At 71.7% G+C, this 17,844-nt stretch carries 18 protein-coding genes; 8 read left to right on the plus strand and 10 right to left on the minus strand.

The features are described 5' to 3' along the window. Nucleotides 1–3: 3 nt before the first annotated feature. The 4 genes from ACFVTC_RS14235 to ACFVTC_RS14250 all read right to left on the minus strand — a co-directional run bounded on the left by ACFVTC_RS14235 (nucleotide 4) and on the right by ACFVTC_RS14250 (nucleotide 4,714). Entirely contained in the window at nucleotides 4–1,722 is a 1,719-nt protein-coding gene (locus ACFVTC_RS14235) for an ABC transporter substrate-binding protein (protein ID WP_390126859.1), read from the minus strand. 151 nt (nucleotides 1,723–1,873) lie between these two features. Continuing rightward, nucleotides 1,874–1,966, minus strand: a complete 93-nt coding sequence (locus ACFVTC_RS14240; protein WP_315986905.1) for an Ms4533A family Cys-rich leader peptide — start codon at nucleotides 1,964–1,966, stop codon at nucleotides 1,874–1,876. Between the two features lie 79 nt (nucleotides 1,967–2,045). Beyond that, entirely contained in the window at nucleotides 2,046–3,716 is a 1,671-nt protein-coding gene (locus tag ACFVTC_RS14245) for a DUF3152 domain-containing protein (protein ID WP_390126860.1), read from the minus strand. 8 nt (nucleotides 3,717–3,724) lie between these two features. Beyond that, nucleotides 3,725–4,714 carry an alpha/beta fold hydrolase gene (locus tag ACFVTC_RS14250; RefSeq protein WP_390126861.1) on the minus strand — a complete coding sequence of 330 codons (990 nt, stop codon included), beginning with the start codon at nucleotides 4,712–4,714 and terminating at the stop codon, nucleotides 3,725–3,727. A gap of 158 nt (nucleotides 4,715–4,872) precedes the next feature. On the opposite strand from ACFVTC_RS14250, the gene ACFVTC_RS14255 reads away from it, so the two are divergent. The 4 genes from ACFVTC_RS14255 to ACFVTC_RS14270 all read left to right on the plus strand — a co-directional run bounded on the left by ACFVTC_RS14255 (nucleotide 4,873) and on the right by ACFVTC_RS14270 (nucleotide 6,845). Beyond that, entirely contained in the window at nucleotides 4,873–5,091 is a 219-nt protein-coding gene (locus tag ACFVTC_RS14255; RefSeq protein ID WP_390126862.1) for a hypothetical protein, read from the plus strand. 244 nt (nucleotides 5,092–5,335) lie between these two features. Next, complete coding sequence (locus ACFVTC_RS14260; RefSeq protein WP_168530103.1) at nucleotides 5,336–5,977, plus strand: TetR/AcrR family transcriptional regulator; 642 nt, start codon at nucleotides 5,336–5,338, stop codon at nucleotides 5,975–5,977. Between the two features lie 145 nt (nucleotides 5,978–6,122). Beyond that, complete coding sequence (locus ACFVTC_RS14265) at nucleotides 6,123–6,350, plus strand: DUF3107 domain-containing protein (RefSeq protein ID WP_028801993.1); 228 nt, start codon at nucleotides 6,123–6,125, stop codon at nucleotides 6,348–6,350. 225 nt (nucleotides 6,351–6,575) lie between these two features. Then, nucleotides 6,576–6,845, plus strand: a complete 270-nt coding sequence (locus ACFVTC_RS14270) for a hypothetical protein (RefSeq protein WP_390126864.1) — start codon at nucleotides 6,576–6,578, stop codon at nucleotides 6,843–6,845. A 108-nt stretch (nucleotides 6,846–6,953) separates the two neighbouring features. Here ACFVTC_RS14270 and ACFVTC_RS14275 read toward each other — a convergent pair whose 3' ends face one another. Further along, on the minus strand, nucleotides 6,954–7,724 hold the full coding sequence (locus ACFVTC_RS14275) for a ferritin-like fold-containing protein (RefSeq protein WP_390126865.1): 771 nt from the start codon (nucleotides 7,722–7,724) through the stop codon (nucleotides 6,954–6,956). A 463-nt stretch (nucleotides 7,725–8,187) separates the two neighbouring features. Between ACFVTC_RS14275 and ACFVTC_RS14280 the strand changes: the two genes are divergently transcribed. Together ACFVTC_RS14280 and ACFVTC_RS14285 are read left to right on the plus strand one after the other, a co-directional pair. Further along, nucleotides 8,188–10,578: a DEAD/DEAH box helicase gene (locus tag ACFVTC_RS14280; protein WP_390126866.1), complete on the plus strand. Its 2,391-nt coding sequence runs from the start codon at nucleotides 8,188–8,190 to the stop codon at nucleotides 10,576–10,578. 155 nt (nucleotides 10,579–10,733) lie between these two features. Beyond that, complete coding sequence (locus ACFVTC_RS14285) at nucleotides 10,734–11,600, plus strand: alpha/beta fold hydrolase (protein ID WP_390126867.1); 867 nt, start codon at nucleotides 10,734–10,736, stop codon at nucleotides 11,598–11,600. A 140-nt stretch (nucleotides 11,601–11,740) separates the two neighbouring features. On the opposite strand, the gene ACFVTC_RS14290 is transcribed toward ACFVTC_RS14285, so the two are convergent. Then, nucleotides 11,741–12,637: an NYN domain-containing protein gene (locus tag ACFVTC_RS14290; protein WP_168530099.1), complete on the minus strand. Its 897-nt coding sequence runs from the start codon at nucleotides 12,635–12,637 to the stop codon at nucleotides 11,741–11,743. 227 nt (nucleotides 12,638–12,864) lie between these two features. Here ACFVTC_RS14290 and ACFVTC_RS14295 point away from each other — a divergent pair, with 227 nt between their 5' ends. Continuing rightward, on the plus strand, nucleotides 12,865–13,017 hold the full coding sequence (locus ACFVTC_RS14295) for a hypothetical protein (protein ID WP_168530098.1): 153 nt from the start codon (nucleotides 12,865–12,867) through the stop codon (nucleotides 13,015–13,017). Between the two features lie 133 nt (nucleotides 13,018–13,150). Here ACFVTC_RS14295 and ACFVTC_RS14300 read toward each other — a convergent pair whose 3' ends face one another. From ACFVTC_RS14300 to ACFVTC_RS14310, 3 genes are all read right to left on the minus strand, one after another. Then, nucleotides 13,151–13,756: a MarC family protein gene (locus tag ACFVTC_RS14300; protein ID WP_168530097.1), complete on the minus strand. Its 606-nt coding sequence runs from the start codon at nucleotides 13,754–13,756 to the stop codon at nucleotides 13,151–13,153. Between the two features lie 150 nt (nucleotides 13,757–13,906). Then, the gene (locus ACFVTC_RS14305) at nucleotides 13,907–14,764 is read right to left on the minus strand and encodes a PHP domain-containing protein (protein ID WP_390126868.1); all 858 of its coding nucleotides are present in this window, start codon (nucleotides 14,762–14,764) and stop codon (nucleotides 13,907–13,909) included. Nucleotides 14,765–14,944: 180 nt separating this feature from the next. Beyond that, a complete protein-coding gene (locus tag ACFVTC_RS14310) occupies nucleotides 14,945–15,586 on the minus strand; it encodes a DUF6758 family protein (RefSeq protein WP_390126869.1) in 642 nt (213 codons plus the stop codon). 162 nt (nucleotides 15,587–15,748) lie between these two features. On the opposite strand from ACFVTC_RS14310, the gene ACFVTC_RS14315 reads away from it, so the two are divergent. Next, nucleotides 15,749–17,020 (plus strand): MFS transporter, encoded by a 1,272-nt coding sequence (locus tag ACFVTC_RS14315; RefSeq protein WP_390126870.1) that lies wholly within the window; start codon nucleotides 15,749–15,751, stop codon nucleotides 17,018–17,020. A gap of 28 nt (nucleotides 17,021–17,048) precedes the next feature. On the opposite strand, the gene ACFVTC_RS14320 is transcribed toward ACFVTC_RS14315, so the two are convergent. Further along, the gene (locus ACFVTC_RS14320) at nucleotides 17,049–17,633 is read right to left on the minus strand and encodes a suppressor of fused domain protein (RefSeq protein WP_390126871.1); all 585 of its coding nucleotides are present in this window, start codon (nucleotides 17,631–17,633) and stop codon (nucleotides 17,049–17,051) included. Nucleotides 17,634–17,844: the final 211 nt, after the last annotated feature.

Below are 17,844 nucleotides of genomic sequence, written 5' to 3' on the forward strand. Positions count from 1 at the left end.
GTGCTACTTCACCGCGACCTGGGAGATGTCCAGCACGCCGGTCCAGTCGCTGATCACGATGTCCTTGACGGCCTTGCCGTAGAGGCGCTTGTACACCGGGTGGAACAGCGGCACGGTCAGGGCCTGTTCGCCGATCTTCTTGTCGAGCGCGCCCCAGCGCTGCGCGGCCTCGTCGAGGTCGGTCAGCTTGTTGATCGCGTCGACCTCGTCGTTGACGGCCTTGTCGTCGAGGAAGCCGGTGTTGAAGTTGGCGCCGTCCTTGACGATCTGGCGGCCGTCGAAGATCGGGGCGAGGAAGGGGCCGCCGGAGGGCCAGTCGGCACCCCAGTGGGCGAGGAAGAAGCCGGGCTCGGACTTGGCGCCGTGGATCTTGTCCTTGTAGTCGTTGGACTCGAGGCCCTGGAGCTTGACGGTGATGCCGGCCTTCTTCAGGGCGTCCTGGATGGCGGTGGCGATCTCCGGACTGGTCTCGAAGTCCTTGTCGTTGGAGTGCGTGAGGGTGACGGTGAGGCCGTTCTGGTGGCCGGCTTCCTTCAGGAGCTCCTTGGCCTTGGCCGGGTTGCCGGACGCGCCCGCCGGGAAGTGGTCGTAGGGCGTGTAGCCGAAGGACTTCTGGTTCGGCAGGTAGGTGGTGGCCGCCTCGGCGAGGGAGGAGCCGCCGGCCGCGTTGATCACCGATGTGCGGTCGATGGCGTACGAGATCGCCTGTCGTACCTTCGGGTCGTCGAACGGCTTCACCTTCGGGTTGAAGGCGATGTAGTTGGTGTAGCCGAAGTGTCCGGTGCCGACGCGCGAGGCGAGTTCCTTGTCGCCGGTGACCTTGGCGAGTTCGGCCGGGCCGAGGTTGGTGTCGGTGGTGACGGCGGCGGCGTCCGCGCCCTGGGAGGACGACAGCCGCTGGTTGATGACGGACGAGTCCAGGCCGGACCGTACGTCGATCCTGTCGGGGTAGGCCTTGCGTTCGTCGTCGGTCGACGCGGACCAGTGCGTGTTGCGCTCCAGGATCAGCCGCTCGCCGTCGTTCTCGTTCTTGACGACCTTGTAGGGGCCCGAGGAGATCGGGTGCTCCTCGTACTTGGTGCCGTTGTCCTTGGCCTTCGGGACGGGCGTGAACTGCGTCTGGGTGGCGAGGTAGGGGAACTCGCCCTCGGGCTTGTTGAGATGGAAGACGAGGGTCAGGTCGTCCGGGGTCTCGATCGAGTCGAGGCCCTTCTTGTCCTTGTAGGGGCCCTGGTAGTCGGCGCCGCCGATCAGCCAGTCCCTCAGGTAGGGCGCGCCGCCGGAGAGTTCGGCCGCGAAGGAGCGCTCGATGCCGTACTTGATGTCGGCGGAGGTGATCGGCGTGCCGTCCTCGTACTTGAGGCCCTTCTTCAGGGTGTACGTCCACACGGTCGCGTCCTTGTTCGGGCGGCCGGTGTCGGTGGCGAGGTCGGGGACGACCTTGGCACCGGCGGCCCCGTTCTCGCGGTTGCGTGTGGTGAGCGTGCGGAAGACGAGGGAGGGGACGTTGCCGCCGCCGGAGGTGTAGAGGCGTGCCGGGTCGAAGTCCTCCTGCGGGTTGGCGTTGAGGACGGTGAGCGTGCCCCCCTTCCGCGGCTTGGAGTCGCCACCGGCGCCCTTGGCATCGTTGTCCTTGGGCCCGCAGGCGGCGGCGCCCGCTGCCACGACCAGGGCAAGCGAAACGGTGGCCACGCGGGCTCTGTTCACGGACGGTTGACGCATCGGAAGACGACCTCTCGAATGATGAGACAGATTGACGAGGAGTGAGACGAAAGTGAACAGACGTCTGCCCCGGCGTCAGGTCGCCGAAAGGTCACGGACCATTACGGTCACGGAGGAAACGGAATCGCGACGAGCACGCCGGGGGCGGACGTCAGCGACAGTGGATGTCGGCCACGCAGAGCGCGGTCACGCCGATCAGCGCCAGCTCGATGGCGGCGCGACGGACGGCAGGACTGGACCACATGCGCAGAAATATGAACGAACTTTCGGAGCATGTCAACGTGGTCCAGTCCGTGACGGACGTGACTCCTGTCTTCTTTGGGTCAACTGCCCGGATAAGGCCAGGGGTTGGCCAGGCAGTGAATCCCGTCATGGTCGAGGAACTTGGTCTGCTGCTGCATGACCGGAGCGAGCGCGCCGTCCTTCTCGCAGCTGACGTGCCCGTACCCGAGCCGGTGCCCGACCTCGTGGTTGATGAGCATCTGCCGGTAGGGGTGGATCGCGGCGCCGTACGTCCTGGAGCCCTGGGCCCAGCGGTACGCGTTGATCATGACGCGTTCGGTGGAGGCCGAGTCGCAGGACACGTTGTCCTCGGTCGTGTCCAGGCCGGACTTGGCGCACCAGTCGGCGGTGGTGCCCGGACTGGCCAGCGTGATCACGAAGTCGGGCCTGCCGGAGGAGATCCGCTCGAAGGTGCGGGCGCGGTTGTGGGCCCAGCTCCTGCGGTCGTTCAGGGTCTTCTGCACGGCCTGCGCGAAGAGCACACCGTCAAGTCCCAGACCCTGTTCCACATCCACTCGATAGGTGTACTTCCGGCCCGTGCCGGGGGCCTTGTCGAACCCGGCGACGGTGTCGAACCTGCCCGACGCCTTGAGCTTGGGGCCGAGCGGGTACGTCACCCCCATCTTCTCGTCGTACGTCAGTGCCTTCACGGGCAGCACGCCCGGTGTGGCGGACGCGGTGGCCCGGCCGTCGCCGCGTGAGGCGGGGTCGAGGGCGCCCCGGCCCGCACCGGCGGCGGCCTGCGTGTGGGTGCCGCCGCCGTCGCGTCCCGTGGCCACCTGTCCGGCGACCACGACGGCGAGCACGGTGGTGACGGCGGCCGCGGCGATGCCGGTGAACGTCCTTCCCTTGCCGCCCTTGGACCTGCCCTCCTCCTCGGGCTGCGGCGCCGACTCCTCGACGACCTGCGGATCCCAGTCGGTGACGGGGGTGTCCCAGCCGGTGGCGGGGCCGTGGGGGGCGCTGCGGAGCGCGGTGGTCCGCCGGGGCGCGAAGAGGTCGACGTCCCCGGTGCCGCCCTCGTCGAAGGCGTCCACGTAGGCCTGCCGAGGCCCATGCCCGGACCCGGACCCGAACCCGGCCCCTGTCCCGGTCCCTGGCGCCGTGCCGGTCTCCTGGCGTTGGCCGGGCACGCGAGGTCCGCCCGGCACCGCGGGCCCGGACTGGCCGGCGGGCGCGGCCCGGGGTGTCGTCCCGGGGCCGCCGTACGCGGCTCCGCTCGGCGGACCGCCCCTGAACTCGCCCCAGCCGCCCCCGGTCTCCCGCTGCTCGGGGTGGCCGCCACGCGCCTGGCCCTGCCCCCGGGCCGCAGGGCCCCCCGCCATCCGCGGGACACCGCGCGCGGGCGTCCCGTCGGCCGCCCGCGGGATGCCGTGTGCGGGCGTCCCGTCGGGGAGACGCGGCACCCCATGGGCCGGTGTCCCGTCGGACTGCCGGGGAATGCCCTGGGCCGGGGTCCCGTCCTGGAAGCGGTCCTGGAAGCGCGGCACCCCGTGCGCCGGGGTCCCGTCCGTCCCGCGGGGCGCCCCCGCGGCCGGTGTCCCGCCCGCCGGAGGGCGCGGCGGCCGGGGGCCCAGGGCACCGCGCGGGGTCTCCCGCGGCGCGCCTGCCGGCCTCTGCGCCGCACGCGGCACCGCACCGGGTGCCGACGCCGCCGGCTTCTCCCCCGTGTCGCTCTTCTCCGCCCGCCCCCGGCGACTGTGACGTCCCACGCCCCGCCTCAGCTCCCCGCACCGGTGACGGCCGACGAGGCCGACTCGGCGTATTCCCCGAGGAGTTCACGGAAGGCCATGGCCACCGTCTCCGGGTACTCCATCATCGCGACATGCCCCGCGTCCGGCAGGGACAGCAGCCGGCCGTCACGGAAGGCGCGCGCGGCGCGCCGTGCCATGCGGTAGCCGACCAGCTGGTCACGGCCGCCGTAGACGAGCAGCGTGGGCGCGAGCACCCGCTCCGCCTGCCGCCACAGTCCGTGCTGGCCGCCCAGCGTGTACGCGTTCACGATCCCGCGCGCCGAGCGCGTCATGGCGTCCCAGAAGTAGGGCAGCGCGAGCCGCCGCTCCATCTCCTCGACCGCGTCACGGAAGCCCTCGGGCGACACCTTGCCGGGATCCCCGTAACAGAGCGCCGTGACCCCGCGGACGCGCTGTTCGGCGTTCCAGTCCTTGGTGAGGCGGGTGAACAGCCCCGCCACCCCGGGCACCGCGAGCAGTGCGGTCGGCCACGCGGTGCGCTGCACGCGGATCTCCGGGAGCGCGGGGGAAACGAGCGTGAGCGTCCGCACGAGGTCGGGCCGCACGGCCGCGACCCGGGTGGCGACGGCACCGCCCAGCGAGTTGCCGAACAGGTGCACAGGACCACGCTCGGCGGCGTCCAGGTAGCGGATGACCGCGCGCGCGTGCCCGGTGACGCCGTAGTCCCCGTCGTCCGGTGGCGGCGAGTCCCCGAAGCCCGGCAGGTCGATGGCCTCGCTGTCGACGAGCCCGTCGAGCAGCACCATCAGGGCCGACCAGTTCTGCGAGGAACCGCCCAGCCCGTGCACGTACAGCGCCGGTGGCAGCCCCTCGCGGGCGGGTGGCCGGGAACGCACGGTCAGCGTGATCCCGGGCAGACCGACCGATCTCAGCCGTTCCCCCTCCGCGACCCGGACGGTCCCGACCCTCGGCGTGACGGTGGCGGCCAGCACGGAGGGCAGCTCGGTCGAAGACATGCGGCAATGTTACGAGACGATCACGCGGTGGTTCATGTGTTCGCCGTCACAGATGGTGCGCGAATCGCATAGCGTCTGGATCGGGTGTCTCCTAGGCTTCAGACGAGGGCACTCGCAGACACACAGGAGCGCACTCGCACCACTCGGGAAGAGGAACCATGACAGTCGACCCCACGGACCCCGAGACCTTCACCGCAGTTGACGAGAGCCCGGACCTCGACCCGGAGGCCCCGGAGGCCGACGCCGCCGAACAGCACGCGGACCTGACACCGCAGGACGACGGCCTGCGGGCCGCGGGCGACCCCCTCAACGCCAACGAGGCCGACCTCGCCGAGCAGGCCAGAGTCGTGGAGCTCAACGAGGACGAGTACCGCTAGACCGGGCCGCGCGGACCCGGCGGAGGACAGGACGGACCGGTCGCGCGAACGGCCGTGGCCGACCGGGCGACCGGGGCGGTCCGGGCACCAGGACGCCCGCCCTGCCCGCGTTGAACATGCTCTGTGCCGTTATCGCCCGCGTCCGGTCCGTGAAATTCTGCGCCCTCACCGCGCACACCAGGGTTACCGAAAAGTACGATGGCGGCGCGGCGCACACCGCAAGTGGACAATTTTGGGAGGCGGCGTGACAGCCATCGAGCAGACAGAGGCGGCGCGCCCGCGGGGCACTCGCCTGCCGCGCCGTGCCCGACGCAACCAGCTCCTCGGCGCCGCCCAGGAAGTGTTCGTTGCTCAGGGGTATCACTCGGCCGCCATGGACGACATCGCCGAGCGCGCGGGCGTCAGCAAGCCGGTCCTCTACCAGCACTTCCCGGGCAAGCTGGACCTGTATCTCGCCCTGCTGGACCAGCACTGCGAGTCCCTGCTGCAGGCGGTACGGACGGCGCTCGCGTCCACCACGGACAACTCGCTGCGCGTCCGCGCCACCATGGACGCGTACTTCGCGTACGTCGAGGACGACGGCGGCGCATTCCGACTGGTGTTCGAGTCCGACCTGACGAACGAGCCGGCGGTCCGCGAGCGCGTGGACAAGGTCACGCACGAGTGCGCGGAGGCCATCTGCGACGTCATCGCCGAGGACACCGGTCTCTCGCGCGCCGAATCGATGCTCCTCGCCTCCGGTCTGGGCGGTCTGGCCCAGGTGGTGGCCCGTTCCTGGCTGCACAGCGACCGCAGCGTGCCGCGCGACCAGGCGGTCCAGCTGCTGACCTCGCTGGCGTGGCGGGGCATCGCGGGCTTCCCCCTGCACACCACCGACCACCGCTGACCACCGCTGACCGCCACTTTGTTCCCGCCCGCTGTTCGCTCCTGGCGTTCTCGGGCGGAACGTGTACGTCCCCTCACCGGGCTAATGTGTGCTGCGTACGGCGCGGATGAACGCGCACATGACTGACCGTCGGAGGGACAAAGCCGTGGAGGTCAAGATCGGCGTGCAGCACGCGCCCCGCGAGATCGTTCTGGAGAGCGGTCAGACCCCGGAAGAGGTCGAGCGCGCGGTGTCCGAGGCGCTGGCCGGCAAGTCGCAGCTGCTGAGCCTCGTGGACGACCACGGGCGCAAGGTCCTGGTTCCGGCCGACCGCCTCGCCTACGTGGAGCTCGGTGAGCCCACGCAGCGCAAGGTGGGATTCAGCGCGCTGTAGTCAGCCACGCGGAGGGGCCCGGTGACGCTGTCACCGGGCCCCTCCGCGCACCCGCCAAAACCCGTCCGGCACGACGGCCTGGATCCCGCCCCCGCACCCTGGGCGGCTCCCTCCCGGAGCCACGGTCGGAGCACAGATCGGCCACAGGGGAGGGTTGCGTTCCGCACCTCACGGGTAGACCGGCTACGACCGATTTGCACGGCCCGTGCGGGAGGGACCCCCACCATGTTCTTGGAAGCGCTCGGCGCCGCTGTGCTCGGTCTGGCCCTGTCCTGGGCCGCCTCGCGCCGCCTGCCGCACCGCCTGCCCGCGCGCAGCCTGGTCCTGTCGACCGGCGTCGCGGGAGGGCTGTTCGGAGCCTTCCTCACCCACACCGCGCTGGGCTCCGGGTACTACCCGGTGATCCTCTGCGGTGCCGCGATCGTCTCCGCCGCGCTGCTCTCGCTGCTGCTGCGCCCGGCGGAAAGATTTCGCCGCCGCTCGGCGACGGCGTGACCACACCGGGCGACGGCGCATCCCGTAAGGACCGGGTCCAGGCCCGGTCGAACAGGACCTAGGGCGTGTTGCGGCGGGCAGCGTTCGCCCCGCCGCGGCGCGCGGACCCTAGGCCGCCAGGCCCAGCGCCGCCATCCGCTTCGTGTGGGCCTCGGTGATCCGCGAGAACATCCGGCCGACCTCCGCGAGGTCGAAGCCGTCCGCCACGCCGCCCACGAGCATCGTCGACAGCGCGTCGCGGTCCGCGACCACCCGCTGCGACTGGGAGAGCGCCTCGCCCATCAGCCGCCGCGCCCACAGCGCGAGCCGGCCGCCCACCCGCGGGTCCGCGTCGATCGCGCCGCGGACCTTCTCCACGGCGAAACTCGCGTGCCCGGTGTCGTCCAGGACGCCGAGGACGAGACCGCGCGTGTCCTCGTCCAGCCGCGCGGCGACCTCCCGGTAGAAGTCACTGGCGATCGAGTCGCCGACGTAGGCCTTGACGAGCCCCTCCAGCCAGTCCGAGGGCGCGGTCTGCTTGTGGAAACCGTCGTACGCGGCGACGAACGGCTCCATCGCCCCGGTCGGCTCCTCGCCGATCCCGGAGAGCCGGTCCCGCAGCCGCTCGAAGTGGTGGAACTCGGCCGACGCCATCTTGGCCAGCTCCGCCTTGTCGCTCAGCGTCGGCGCCAGCTTGGCGTCCTCGGCGAGCCGCTCGAACGCCGCCAGCTCGCCGTACGCGAGCGCTCCGAGCAGGTCCACGACCGCGGCGCGGTACTGGGGGTCGGCGGACGCCGTGTCCCAGTTCCGCGCGGCGACTCCGGTGGCCGCGGGAGTGGTGGTGCCGGGTGTCTCGGCGGACGTGTCAGCGGCGTTGTCAGGCGTCGTCATGAAGCGCACAATAGCCCGCGCGCCGCGGCAGGGAAGTCCCTGCTCATCCAGTGTGACGACGACTACGTGACCAGATCGGCCATCGCATATGCGCGATTCCGGGGTATGGTGGTAATGCGCCCGGCGAGTATTCGACGGGCCGCACGAATGAGGATGCCCGGTCGGTGGCCCGATCGGCTCCGACCCGACAGCCCTCCTCACCGGTACGGCACATCGCGTACGGCATCCGGAGGGAACCCTCAGCGGCACGAGAGCTCGAGCGTCGGCAGTGGTCCCATGCCACTCGGCCCGCCCGTCACAGAGCGGCCGACGTCCCCGGCACGGTCCCGTCACGACCCCCGCGCTCGCCTCGTACCGCGTACACAGAAGAGGCAGCACCCTGACTACGACTTTCCGAGAGCTCGGAATCCTTCCCGAGACGGCCGAAGCCCTTGAGGCCGTCGGCATCATCAACCCCTTCCCCATCCAGGAGATGACGCTCCCCGTCGCCCTCTCGGGCAGCGACGTCATCGGCCAGGCCAAGACCGGCACCGGCAAGACGCTGGGCTTCGGCCTCCCGCTCCTGGAGCGTGTCACCGTTCCCGCCGACGTCGAGGCGGGCCGCGCCCGGCCCGAGCAGCTGACCGACGCGCCGCAGGCCCTCGTCGTCGTCCCGACGCGCGAACTGTGCACCCAGGTGACGAACGACCTGCTGACCGCGGGCAAGGTCCGCAACGTCCGCGTGCTCGCCATCTACGGCGGCCGGGCGTACGAACCCCAGGTGGAGGCCCTCAAGAAGGGCGTCGACGTCATCGTCGGCACCCCGGGCCGGCTGCTGGACCTCGCGGGCCAGAAGAAGCTCGACCTCAAGCACATCAGGGCCCTCGTCCTCGACGAGGCCGACGAGATGCTCGACCTGGGCTTCCTGCCCGACGTCGAGAAGATCATGAACATGCTGCCGGCCCGCCGCCAGACCATGCTGTTCTCGGCGACCATGCCGGGCGCGGTCATCGGCCTCGCGCGCCGCTACATGTCGCAGCCCACGCACATCCGCGCCTCCGAGCCGGACGACTCGGGTGCGACGGTCCGCAACACCGCGCAGTTCATCTACCGCGCGCACAACATGGACAAGCCCGAGCTGGTCGCACGCATACTGCAGGCCGACGGCCGCGGGCTCGCGATGGTCTTCTGCCGCACCAAGCGGACGGCGGCCGACCTCGCCGACCAGCTCCAGCAGCGCGGCTTCGCCTCCGGCGCGGTCCACGGCGACCTGGGCCAGGGCGCCCGCGAGCAGGCGCTGCGCGCCTTCCGCAACGGCAAGGTCGACGTCCTCGTCTGCACCGACGTCGCCGCCCGCGGCATCGACGTCGAGGGCGTCACCCACGTCATCAACTACCAGTCCCCCGAGGACGAGAAGACGTACCTGCACCGCATCGGCCGGACCGGCCGCGCGGGTGCCAAGGGCATCGCGATCACCCTCGTCGACTGGGACGACATCCCGCGCTGGCAGCTCATCAACAAGGCGCTGGACCTCGGCTTCAACAACCCGCCGGAGACGTACTCCACGTCCCCGCACCTGTTCGAGGAACTCAGCATCCCGGCCGGCACCAAGGGTGTCCTGCCGCGTTCCGAGCGCACCCGCGCCGGGCTCTCGGCGGAGGCCGTCGAGGACCTCGGCGAGACCGGTGGCCGCGGTCCTCGCGGCCGCGGTGGCCGCGCGGCGGCGCCTGCCGTGGAGCGGGAGCGGGAGCGTCCGGACCGCACCCCGCGCCGTCGCCGCCGTACGCGCAACGGCACATCGCTGGACGAGACCGCCGGCGCGCCGACGGCATCGGCGCCGCAGACTCCGGCCGAGCCCGCCGCCACGGAGGCCACCGAGCCCCGTACGCCGCGCCGCCGTCGCCGTACGCGCGCCGGTGCGTCGGAGCCGTTGGCGACCGCCACGGCCACCGAGGCCGTCGAGCCTTCGGCCGCACCCGAGGCCGCGGAGACCGTGGTCACGACGGTCGAGGGCACGGACGCCACGGCCACCAAGTCGCGCCGCCGCACCCGCAGGACGGCACAGGCCCCGGCCGAGACCGTCACTGTCGTCGCGGAGCCCGTCGCGGTCGCCGAGACCGTCGCCGCGCCGCCCGCCGAGACGGTCGCGGAGGCTCCGGCCGCCAAGCCGCGCCGCCGCACCCGTAAGGCCGCGGAGGCCGCGGAGGCCGTCCTCGACACGGTCGAGGTCACTCCGGAGGTCACCGAGACCAAGCCGCGCCGCACCCGCGCCAAGGCCACGACCGCGGCAACTCCCGCCGCGGAAAGTGCCGTTGACACCGCGGAGGCCGCGGAGGCCAAGCCCCGTCGCCGCACCCGCAAGGCCGTCGCGGAGACCGTCGAGGCGGACGGCGCGCCCCTGACGGCCGCCGTCGAGGAGGCGGCACCGCGCCGCCGCACCCGCAAGGCCGCCGAGGCCGCGGTCGACACCGCCGAGGGTGTCGCGGAGGCGCCGGCCGCCAAGCCGCGCCGCACCCGCAAGGCCGCGGTGGCCACGACCGAGGCGCCCGCCCAGGTCGCCGAGGCCGTCGAGGCCACGGAGCCGAAGCCGCGCCGTACGCGCGCCAAGGCGACCACCAAGGCCACGCCCGAGGTGGCCACCGAGGCGACCGCGGACACCGCCGAGGCACCCGTCACGCCCCGGCGCCGCACCCGCAAGGCCGCCACACCGGCCGTCGAGGCGACCATCCCCGCGCAGACGGCCGCCGCCGAGGAGCCGGAGGCGGGGCCGCGCCGCCGCACCCGCAAGACCGCGGAGGCCGCGGTGGCCCCGGAGACGGACGAGGCCAAGCCTCGCCGCCGCACCCGCAAGGCCGCCGCTGTCGCGGAGCCCGCGGAGAGCTGATCCGCAGTCCGATGGCCCGGTCCCCCGCTTTCGGGGGGCCGGGCCGTCGGTGTTCCCGCACCTCACCCGCCCGGCGCCGTGGGCAGGTGCCCGGACGACCCGAACAGACGCCCCGGACAGTGGGTCACGAGGCGCCGCCCGATAGCCTCGGAGCCATGAGCCGTCCCCCCTCCTTCGTCCCGCCTGCCGGAGCGCGCGCCTACCGGCTGAGCACCGCGCGCGGCGAGTTCGCGGTGATCGACGCCGGAACCGCCGTACGGGGAACCGCCTTGCTCCTGCCGGGTTTCACCGGGAGCAAGGAGGACTTCATCGCGCTGCACGAACCCTTGGCGGCGCGCGGGTACCGGACCGTCGCCGTCGACGGACGTGGACAGTTCGAGAGCGAGGGGCCCGAGCACGACGAAACGGCTTACGCGCAGGAGGAGTTGGCGCGTGACGTACTCGCACAGGCGGCGGCCCTCGCGGTGCCCGTGCACCTCGTCGGGCACTCCCTCGGCGGACAGGTCTCCCGGGCCGCAGTCCTTCTCGACCCGGCCCCCTTCGCCTCGCTCACCCTGATGGCGTCGGGCCCCGCCCAGATCTCCGTCTCCCAGCAGCAGCGCGTCAAGCTGCTCCGGGACGCGCTCGCCGTGATGGACATGGGCCAGGTGTGGGACGCGATCCGGGCGATGGAGCCGCCGGAGGAGACCGAGACCGGAGAGCTCGACGCGGGGCTGGACGACCGTGACGACCTGCGGCGCCGCTGGCTGGCCACCCGTCCCGCCCAGCTGATCGCGACGGGCCGGCAGCTGTGCACCGAGCCCGACCGCGTCGCCGAGCTGGCCGCCGTGCGGCTGCCGAAGCACGTCCTGTCGGGCTCGCAGGACGACACCTGGCCGGTGGAGCTGCTGGACGACATGGCCGTACGTCTCGACGCCCGGCGCACGGTCGTGCGGGGTGCCGAGCACTCCCCCAACACGGACCAGCCCCTGCCGACCGCCCGCGCCCTCGCCGACTTCTGGGACACCGCCGCCACCGCGTGAACCGTGGCTCGTGCCTCGTGCCTCGTGCCTCGTGACCCGTGACCCGTGCCCTGTGGCCCGTGTCGGACGAACCGCGCGGCGGAGACCGGACGGGGAAACCGGACGGGGGACGGCACCCGAGGGCGGAGACCGGGGACCGGTCAGTACTGCGCCTGCAGATGCTCCCAGAAGCCGTCCCGGAGGGACCGGCGCAGATCCGCCTGCCCCCGCAGGGAGTACTGGAGCAGCCCCTCCGCCTCGACCAGCAGGTCCTGGTCCACCGAGCCGGGCAGATACGGATGACCCGGCAGCAGGTCCACCAGCGCCTCGCGTCCCCGCGCGGCCAGCCACTTCGCGGCGATCTGCGCGCCCACGAACCGCACGTCCTCTCGCGTGGGCCGGCTCACCGCGCTCGCGTCGTACGTGGTGGCGGTCCGACGGGACACGTAGGGCTTGAAGAAGTCGAGGTCGAAGGTGCGCTGGCTGTCGACCTCCCAGAGCAGCGGCTCGGCCTGGTTGCGGCCCTCGGGCGCCTCGATGCCCCAGAGGTGGACCCGCGCCCCGTACCCCTGCGCGGCCTCGACCGCCGACACCAGGTCCTCGTCGCCCCCGAGCAGGGCGGCATCGCTGATGGCGCGGTGCCGGGCCAGGGACTCCAGGTCGGACCGGATGAGGGAGTCGACGCCCTTCTGCTGGTTGTTGGCGTTCAGGTTGCCCAACCGCACCTTGACGTCCGGGAGTTCGGCGATCGACTGCTGCTCCGCGGTGTGGATGCGGCGACGCGCGCCGTCGTACCAGTACACCCGCAGCAGCCTGCTGTCCGCGAAGATGGTGCGGGCCTTGTCGATGAGTGCCTCGATGAGGCCCTCGGCGTCGAGGTCGAAGGAGCGGCGGTCCTCGGTCCCGGCGACGAGCCGTCCCCCGGCCGCGTACAGGTACCCGGCGTCGACGAAGATCGCGTGGGTCGAGGGCGTCTTCGCCACCTCGGCGAGCATGCGCTGAAGCAGCTCGTTCGTGCGGTCGATGCGGGCGCCGAGCGCCGCGAGGTCGTCGTTCATCACCCCCCATTCTCCCGGCGGTCACGCTTCGAACACAACTGGTCCCGTTCAGTCTCCTCCACACTTCTTACCAGGCGATAATTAGGGACTCGAAAAATTTCCTTAGCGTAGGGAATGTTTGTAACACGCACACCGTTGAATACGAACGGAAGCGGGGACTGATTCAGCTCGCACGCCAGCACCGAGTAGTTCTCCTCAGGAGGATGACCAGACGAAGGGAGAAGCCCATGCGCTTCGAAATCATGCGACTCGACGATGTCAACGGCACGCCCGTGGACAGCACCGTCGTTGACGCCGCCTCCGTCAACCGGATCGTTCAGCAGGCCGCCGCGATAGGGCAGCGCCTGTGGATCCGCCCGGCCGATTCGTCCGCCTCGTAACCCGCGGACACCTCTCGGACGTCCCGGACGTCTCAGACTTCAAAGCCCCGTACGGCATCGACGCCGTACGGGGCTTTGCGTATACGAGAGGGCCGTCGCGGCACCGGAGGCGGCCGACCGCCCCGGAGGCCGCTCAACCGCCCCGGACGACCTGTGTGACGCCGTTGATGATCTGCTGGACGGCGATCGCCGAGAGCATCATGCCCGCGAGCCGGGTCACGAGCACGACGCCCCCGTCCTTGATGACGCGGATGATCAGCAGCGAGTACCGCATGACCACCCACAGCACGACGTGGATGGCGAGGATCGCGGTCCACACGGACACCTGCGTGGCGACGCTGTCCGCCTTCTGCACGGCGAGGATCACCGACACGATCGCACCGGGGCCCGCGAGCAGCGGCATGCCGAGCGGTACGAGGGCGACGTTGACGTCCTTGGTCTGCTTCGGCTCGTCGGTCTTGCCGGTCAGCAGGTCGAGGGCGATCAGCAGGAGCAGCAGCCCGCCCGCGATCATCAGCGCGGGCACGGAGACGTGCAGGTAGTTCAGGATCTGATGACCGAGCAGGCCGAAGACCGCGATCACCCCGCCCGCCACGCAGACGGCCTGGAACGCCATGCGCTTCTGCACCTTGGCGGGGCGTCCCGCGGTGAGCGCGAGGAAGATCGGGGTGATCCCGGGGGGATCCATGATCACGAAGAGGGTGAGGAAGAGGGAGCCGAAGACGGCGAGGTCGAACATGGTTCAGTGAGGCCTTGCGAGGGTGGGGGGAGCGGCACGGCGGGAAGTGCGGTCACCGCTGGGGAAGGGCGTTCCGCCGGGCGGAACAGGGCACACGGCCGACAGCGCCGGGTGCGTGGGGAGGGAATCCGGTGTCCGAGGGGCGGGCGATCAGGCTCCGCCGGTTCCCGGCACCGGGAACGCCCCGGTGGCCCGCCGGGTGATCTCCCCGTACACCTCGGGGTCGGTCGTGTACTCCCCGAGGACGCAGGTCTTGCGGCTGCCGTGGTAGTCGCTGGACCCCGTGACGAGCAGTCCCAGCTCGGCCGCGAGACCCCGCAGCCGCGCCCTGGTCGGCGGCTCGTGGTCCATGTGGTCCACCTCGATGCCGTCGAGTCCGGCGGTGGCCAGCTCCGCGATGACCGCCTCCGGCACGGTGCGGCCCCGCTTGACGGCGGCCGGGTGCGCGAAGACGGTCACGCCGCCCGCCGCCTTGACCAGCCGGATCGCGTCGAAGGGGTCCGTCTCGTGCCGGGGTACGTAGACCCGGCCGCCGTCGGCGAGCCAGTCGCCGCCGAATGCCTCGGAGACGGTGTCCACGACCCCCAGCTCGACCAGGGCGGAGGCGATGTGCGGCCGGCCCACGGAGCCGTCGCCCGCGATGCGCGCGACCTGCTCCCAGGTGACCGGCACGCCCAGTTCCCGGAGCTTGGCGACCATGCTCCGGGCCCGCGGCACCCGGTCGTCCCGGATCAGCTCGCGCTCGGCGAGCAGCTCGGGTTCGGCGGGGTCGAAGAGGTAGGCCAGCAGGTGCATGCTGATGCCGTCGAGGCGGCAGGAGAGTTCGGCACCGGCGACGAGGGTGAGCCCCTCGGGGAGGGCCGCGGCGGCCGCGGCGTGTCCGCGGGTGGTGTCGTGGTCGGTCAGCGCGACGACGTCCAGACCGGCGGCGGCCGCGTTGCGGACGAGTTCGGCCGGGGTGTCCGTGCCGTCGGAAGCGTTGGAGTGGGCGTGCAGGTCGATGCGCACTACGCGACTCCAGGCGGTGACGACACGGAAGGGGACACCCAAGGATAACGGGGTTCCCGAGCAGCCCTGTCACACCCGCAACCGTGGTGCACCCCCTACGAGGCGCCCCATCCGCCGAGCCGCGCAGCGCCCACCGCCCAGCCGCCCGGCGTCGGCCCCGTTTCCCGGCCCGGCGGAGCGCTACGGCTCCAGGATGCGCGGCGACAGCGCCCCGCAGGGCAGCAGGTCCACCTCCGCCCCCGCGTCCCGCAGGTCCGTCAGCACCAGCTCGTCGTACATCAGCAGCCCCGACTGCTCGGGCCACACGACCGCCCACAGCCACAGCCCGAGCGCCTCGCCCGCGAAGACGGCGCGGTCGTCGGGGGCGCCGGCCACATGCCACAGCGGGGTGGGCCGGCCGGCCGCGAGGACCTTGGCCTGCGGCGGTTTCTCAACACTCATGTAGGGCCCTGGGTCAGGGCCGTCGATACCGGCGTAGCGCGCGCCGAGGCCGACGCCGAGCTCCTCGGCGACCAGGATCAGCTCCCCGATGCCGCCGAGGGGGCCGGGGCCCGAGCAGGCCACCATGGTCGCGCGCCCGCCGCTGCGGTCGTCGCCCGCGAAGCCGGCACCGGTGAACAGCCATCCGACCGGCAGCGGCCACGGCATCCACACCGGCACCCGGGCACGGTGCACCACGACACCGAGGGCCTCGACGCTGGGCGGGATCACGGGCTGCAGCGGATGCACGGTCCCGTGCGCATCACACTGCCAGGAGTCGGCAAAAAGGCCGGGAGCCCTGACCCGGCCACCACACTTCGGGCAACTGGGTTCGCCCCTCATAGAGCCCCACGGTCCTCCCCGTCTTTCGCCGCGTCAAGGACGATCACCCGTCCGGAGCGCGCCGTCACCGCGAGGAATTAGATGTAACTTGCACTAATTAGCTCAGCTAACTTATTATGTGCATACAGCAACGACCTCACCAGGACCGTCGGAGGCACGAACATGACCAGCAGCACGGGAGGCCCCGCCCAAGGGGACACGGGGGACACAGGAGACACGTTCGACGCGGGCGCGGGCGGTCTCCTGCGCCAGCCGAACGCCGTCTGGGCGACCGCCGGGGCATCCGTCGTCGCCTTCATGGGCATCGGGCTCGTCGACCCGATCCTGCCCTCCATCGCCAAGGGCCTGGACGCCACCCCGAGCCAGGTCTCCCTGCTCTTCACCTCCTACTTCCTGATCACCGCGGTCGCGATGCTGCTGACCGGCTTCGTCTCCAGCCGCGTCGGCGGCAAGAAGACCCTGCTGCTCGGTCTCGCGCTCGTGGTGGTCTTCGCCGGTCTCGCGGGCACCTCCGGGTCGGTCGGCGAACTCGTCGGGTTCCGGGCCGGCTGGGGGCTGGGCAACGCCCTGTTCGTCTCGACGGCCCTCGCCGTCATCGTCGGCGCGGCGGCGGGCGGCAGCGCCGCGGCGATCCTGCTGTACGAGTCCGCGCTCGGCCTCGGCATGGCCTGCGGGCCGCTGCTCGGCGCGCTGCTCGGCAACGCCAGCTGGCGCTACCCGTTCTTCGGCACCGCGTTCCTGATGGCGGTCGGCTTCCTGTGCGTCACGACCTTCCTCAAGGAGCAGCCGAAACCGGCGCGCAGGACCGGGCTGCTCGACCCGCTCAAGGCGCTCGGCCACGGCGGTCTCGCCTCGGCCGCCGCCTCCGCGTTCTTCTACAACTACACGTTCTTCACCGTGCTGGCCTTCACGCCGTTCGTACTGAACATGACTCCCTACAAGTCCGGAGCGGTCTTCTTCTGCTGGGGCGTCCTGCTCGCGGCGTTCTCGGTGGTCGTGGCGCCACGCGCGCAGGCACGGTTCGGCTCGCTGAAGGTGCTCGGCGGTTCCCTGGTGCTGCTCGCCGCCGACGTGCTCGTGCTGGGCTACGGCGACCACACCACCGCCGTCGTCTGCACGATCCTCTCGGGCGCCTTCATCGGCGTGAACAACACCGTGTACACGGAACTGGCGCTGGGCGTGTCGGACGCGCCGCGCCCGGTGGCGAGCGCCGGGTACAACTTCGTGCGCTGGTTCGCGGCGGCCGCGGCGCCCTACTTCGCGCCGAAGATCGAGGAGTGGAGCTCCGTCCGCGTCCCGTTCCTGGTCGCGGCGGCCACCGCGCTGATCGGCGCCGCGGTGGTCTGCGTACGGCGCGACGCGCTCACGCAAGAGGCGGCCGGGCTGCGGCCGCGGCACGCCTCCGAGGACAGCGTCACGGTTTTTGCCAACTGACGATTTCCGGCCAGGAACTGACCTGGTCTCAGTCCAGCGGAACGGATGTGCGCAGCGGATCGCGCAGGTCCGTCCCGCCGTTCAGCCACCGCTCCTGGAGGGCCCCGGCGCCGTGCACCCGCTTCCACGCGGCCTCGTTCGGCGTCATCGGGAGCAGCGGCAGGAACCGTACGGGATCGGCGGGCGCGTCCAGCTCCAGGTCCTCGACCAGGCCACCGGACTCCGCGACCAGGACGGAGGTGAAGGGCGCGCCGGGCCACAGTGGTCCGCCCACGTCGAGCGAGGCACCGGGAGTCACCACCAGCCCCTCGACCTGCGGGGACGCGGCGAGCACGGCGAGCGCGCGCAGCACCTTGTCGGTCTCGGCGCCGCCCGCGCGCACCGACAGGACCAGCTCGGCGCGCGGACCCTTCACCGGATCGGCGAGCACCACCGTGGGGTCCGCCATCGGCTGGGCGGACATGCCGAGCGTCGCGTAGCGGACGACGTCTCCCTCCGTGAAGCGCAGCACCTCGATGCGGTCGGTGCCGAGGAAGGTGACCGCGGCGCGCGCGTCGGGTTCGCCCAGCGCGGAACGCAACCGGGCCTCGACCAGAGGAAGAACATCAGCCATGAACCGAGCATAGAACTCGTCAGCAACGGGCAAAGCGGGGGCTTGACGCTTCGGTGCGCTGATAGTCTTGGCCGCTGGTCGGGGCAGCACGCAGAAGCGTCGCTCTCGAGCTCCGACGCACTGAGACTGACTGATCTCCCCGACGGGAGACAGCTCCCCCACGGGGGATGGATCGTCCCTCACGGGGGACCGGCCGGAGGAGGTGGGGCTG

It is taken from the genome of Streptomyces sp. NPDC057950 (assembly GCF_042887295.1).
GTDB classification, from domain to species: domain Bacteria; phylum Actinomycetota; class Actinomycetes; order Streptomycetales; family Streptomycetaceae; genus Streptomyces; species Streptomyces kaempferi.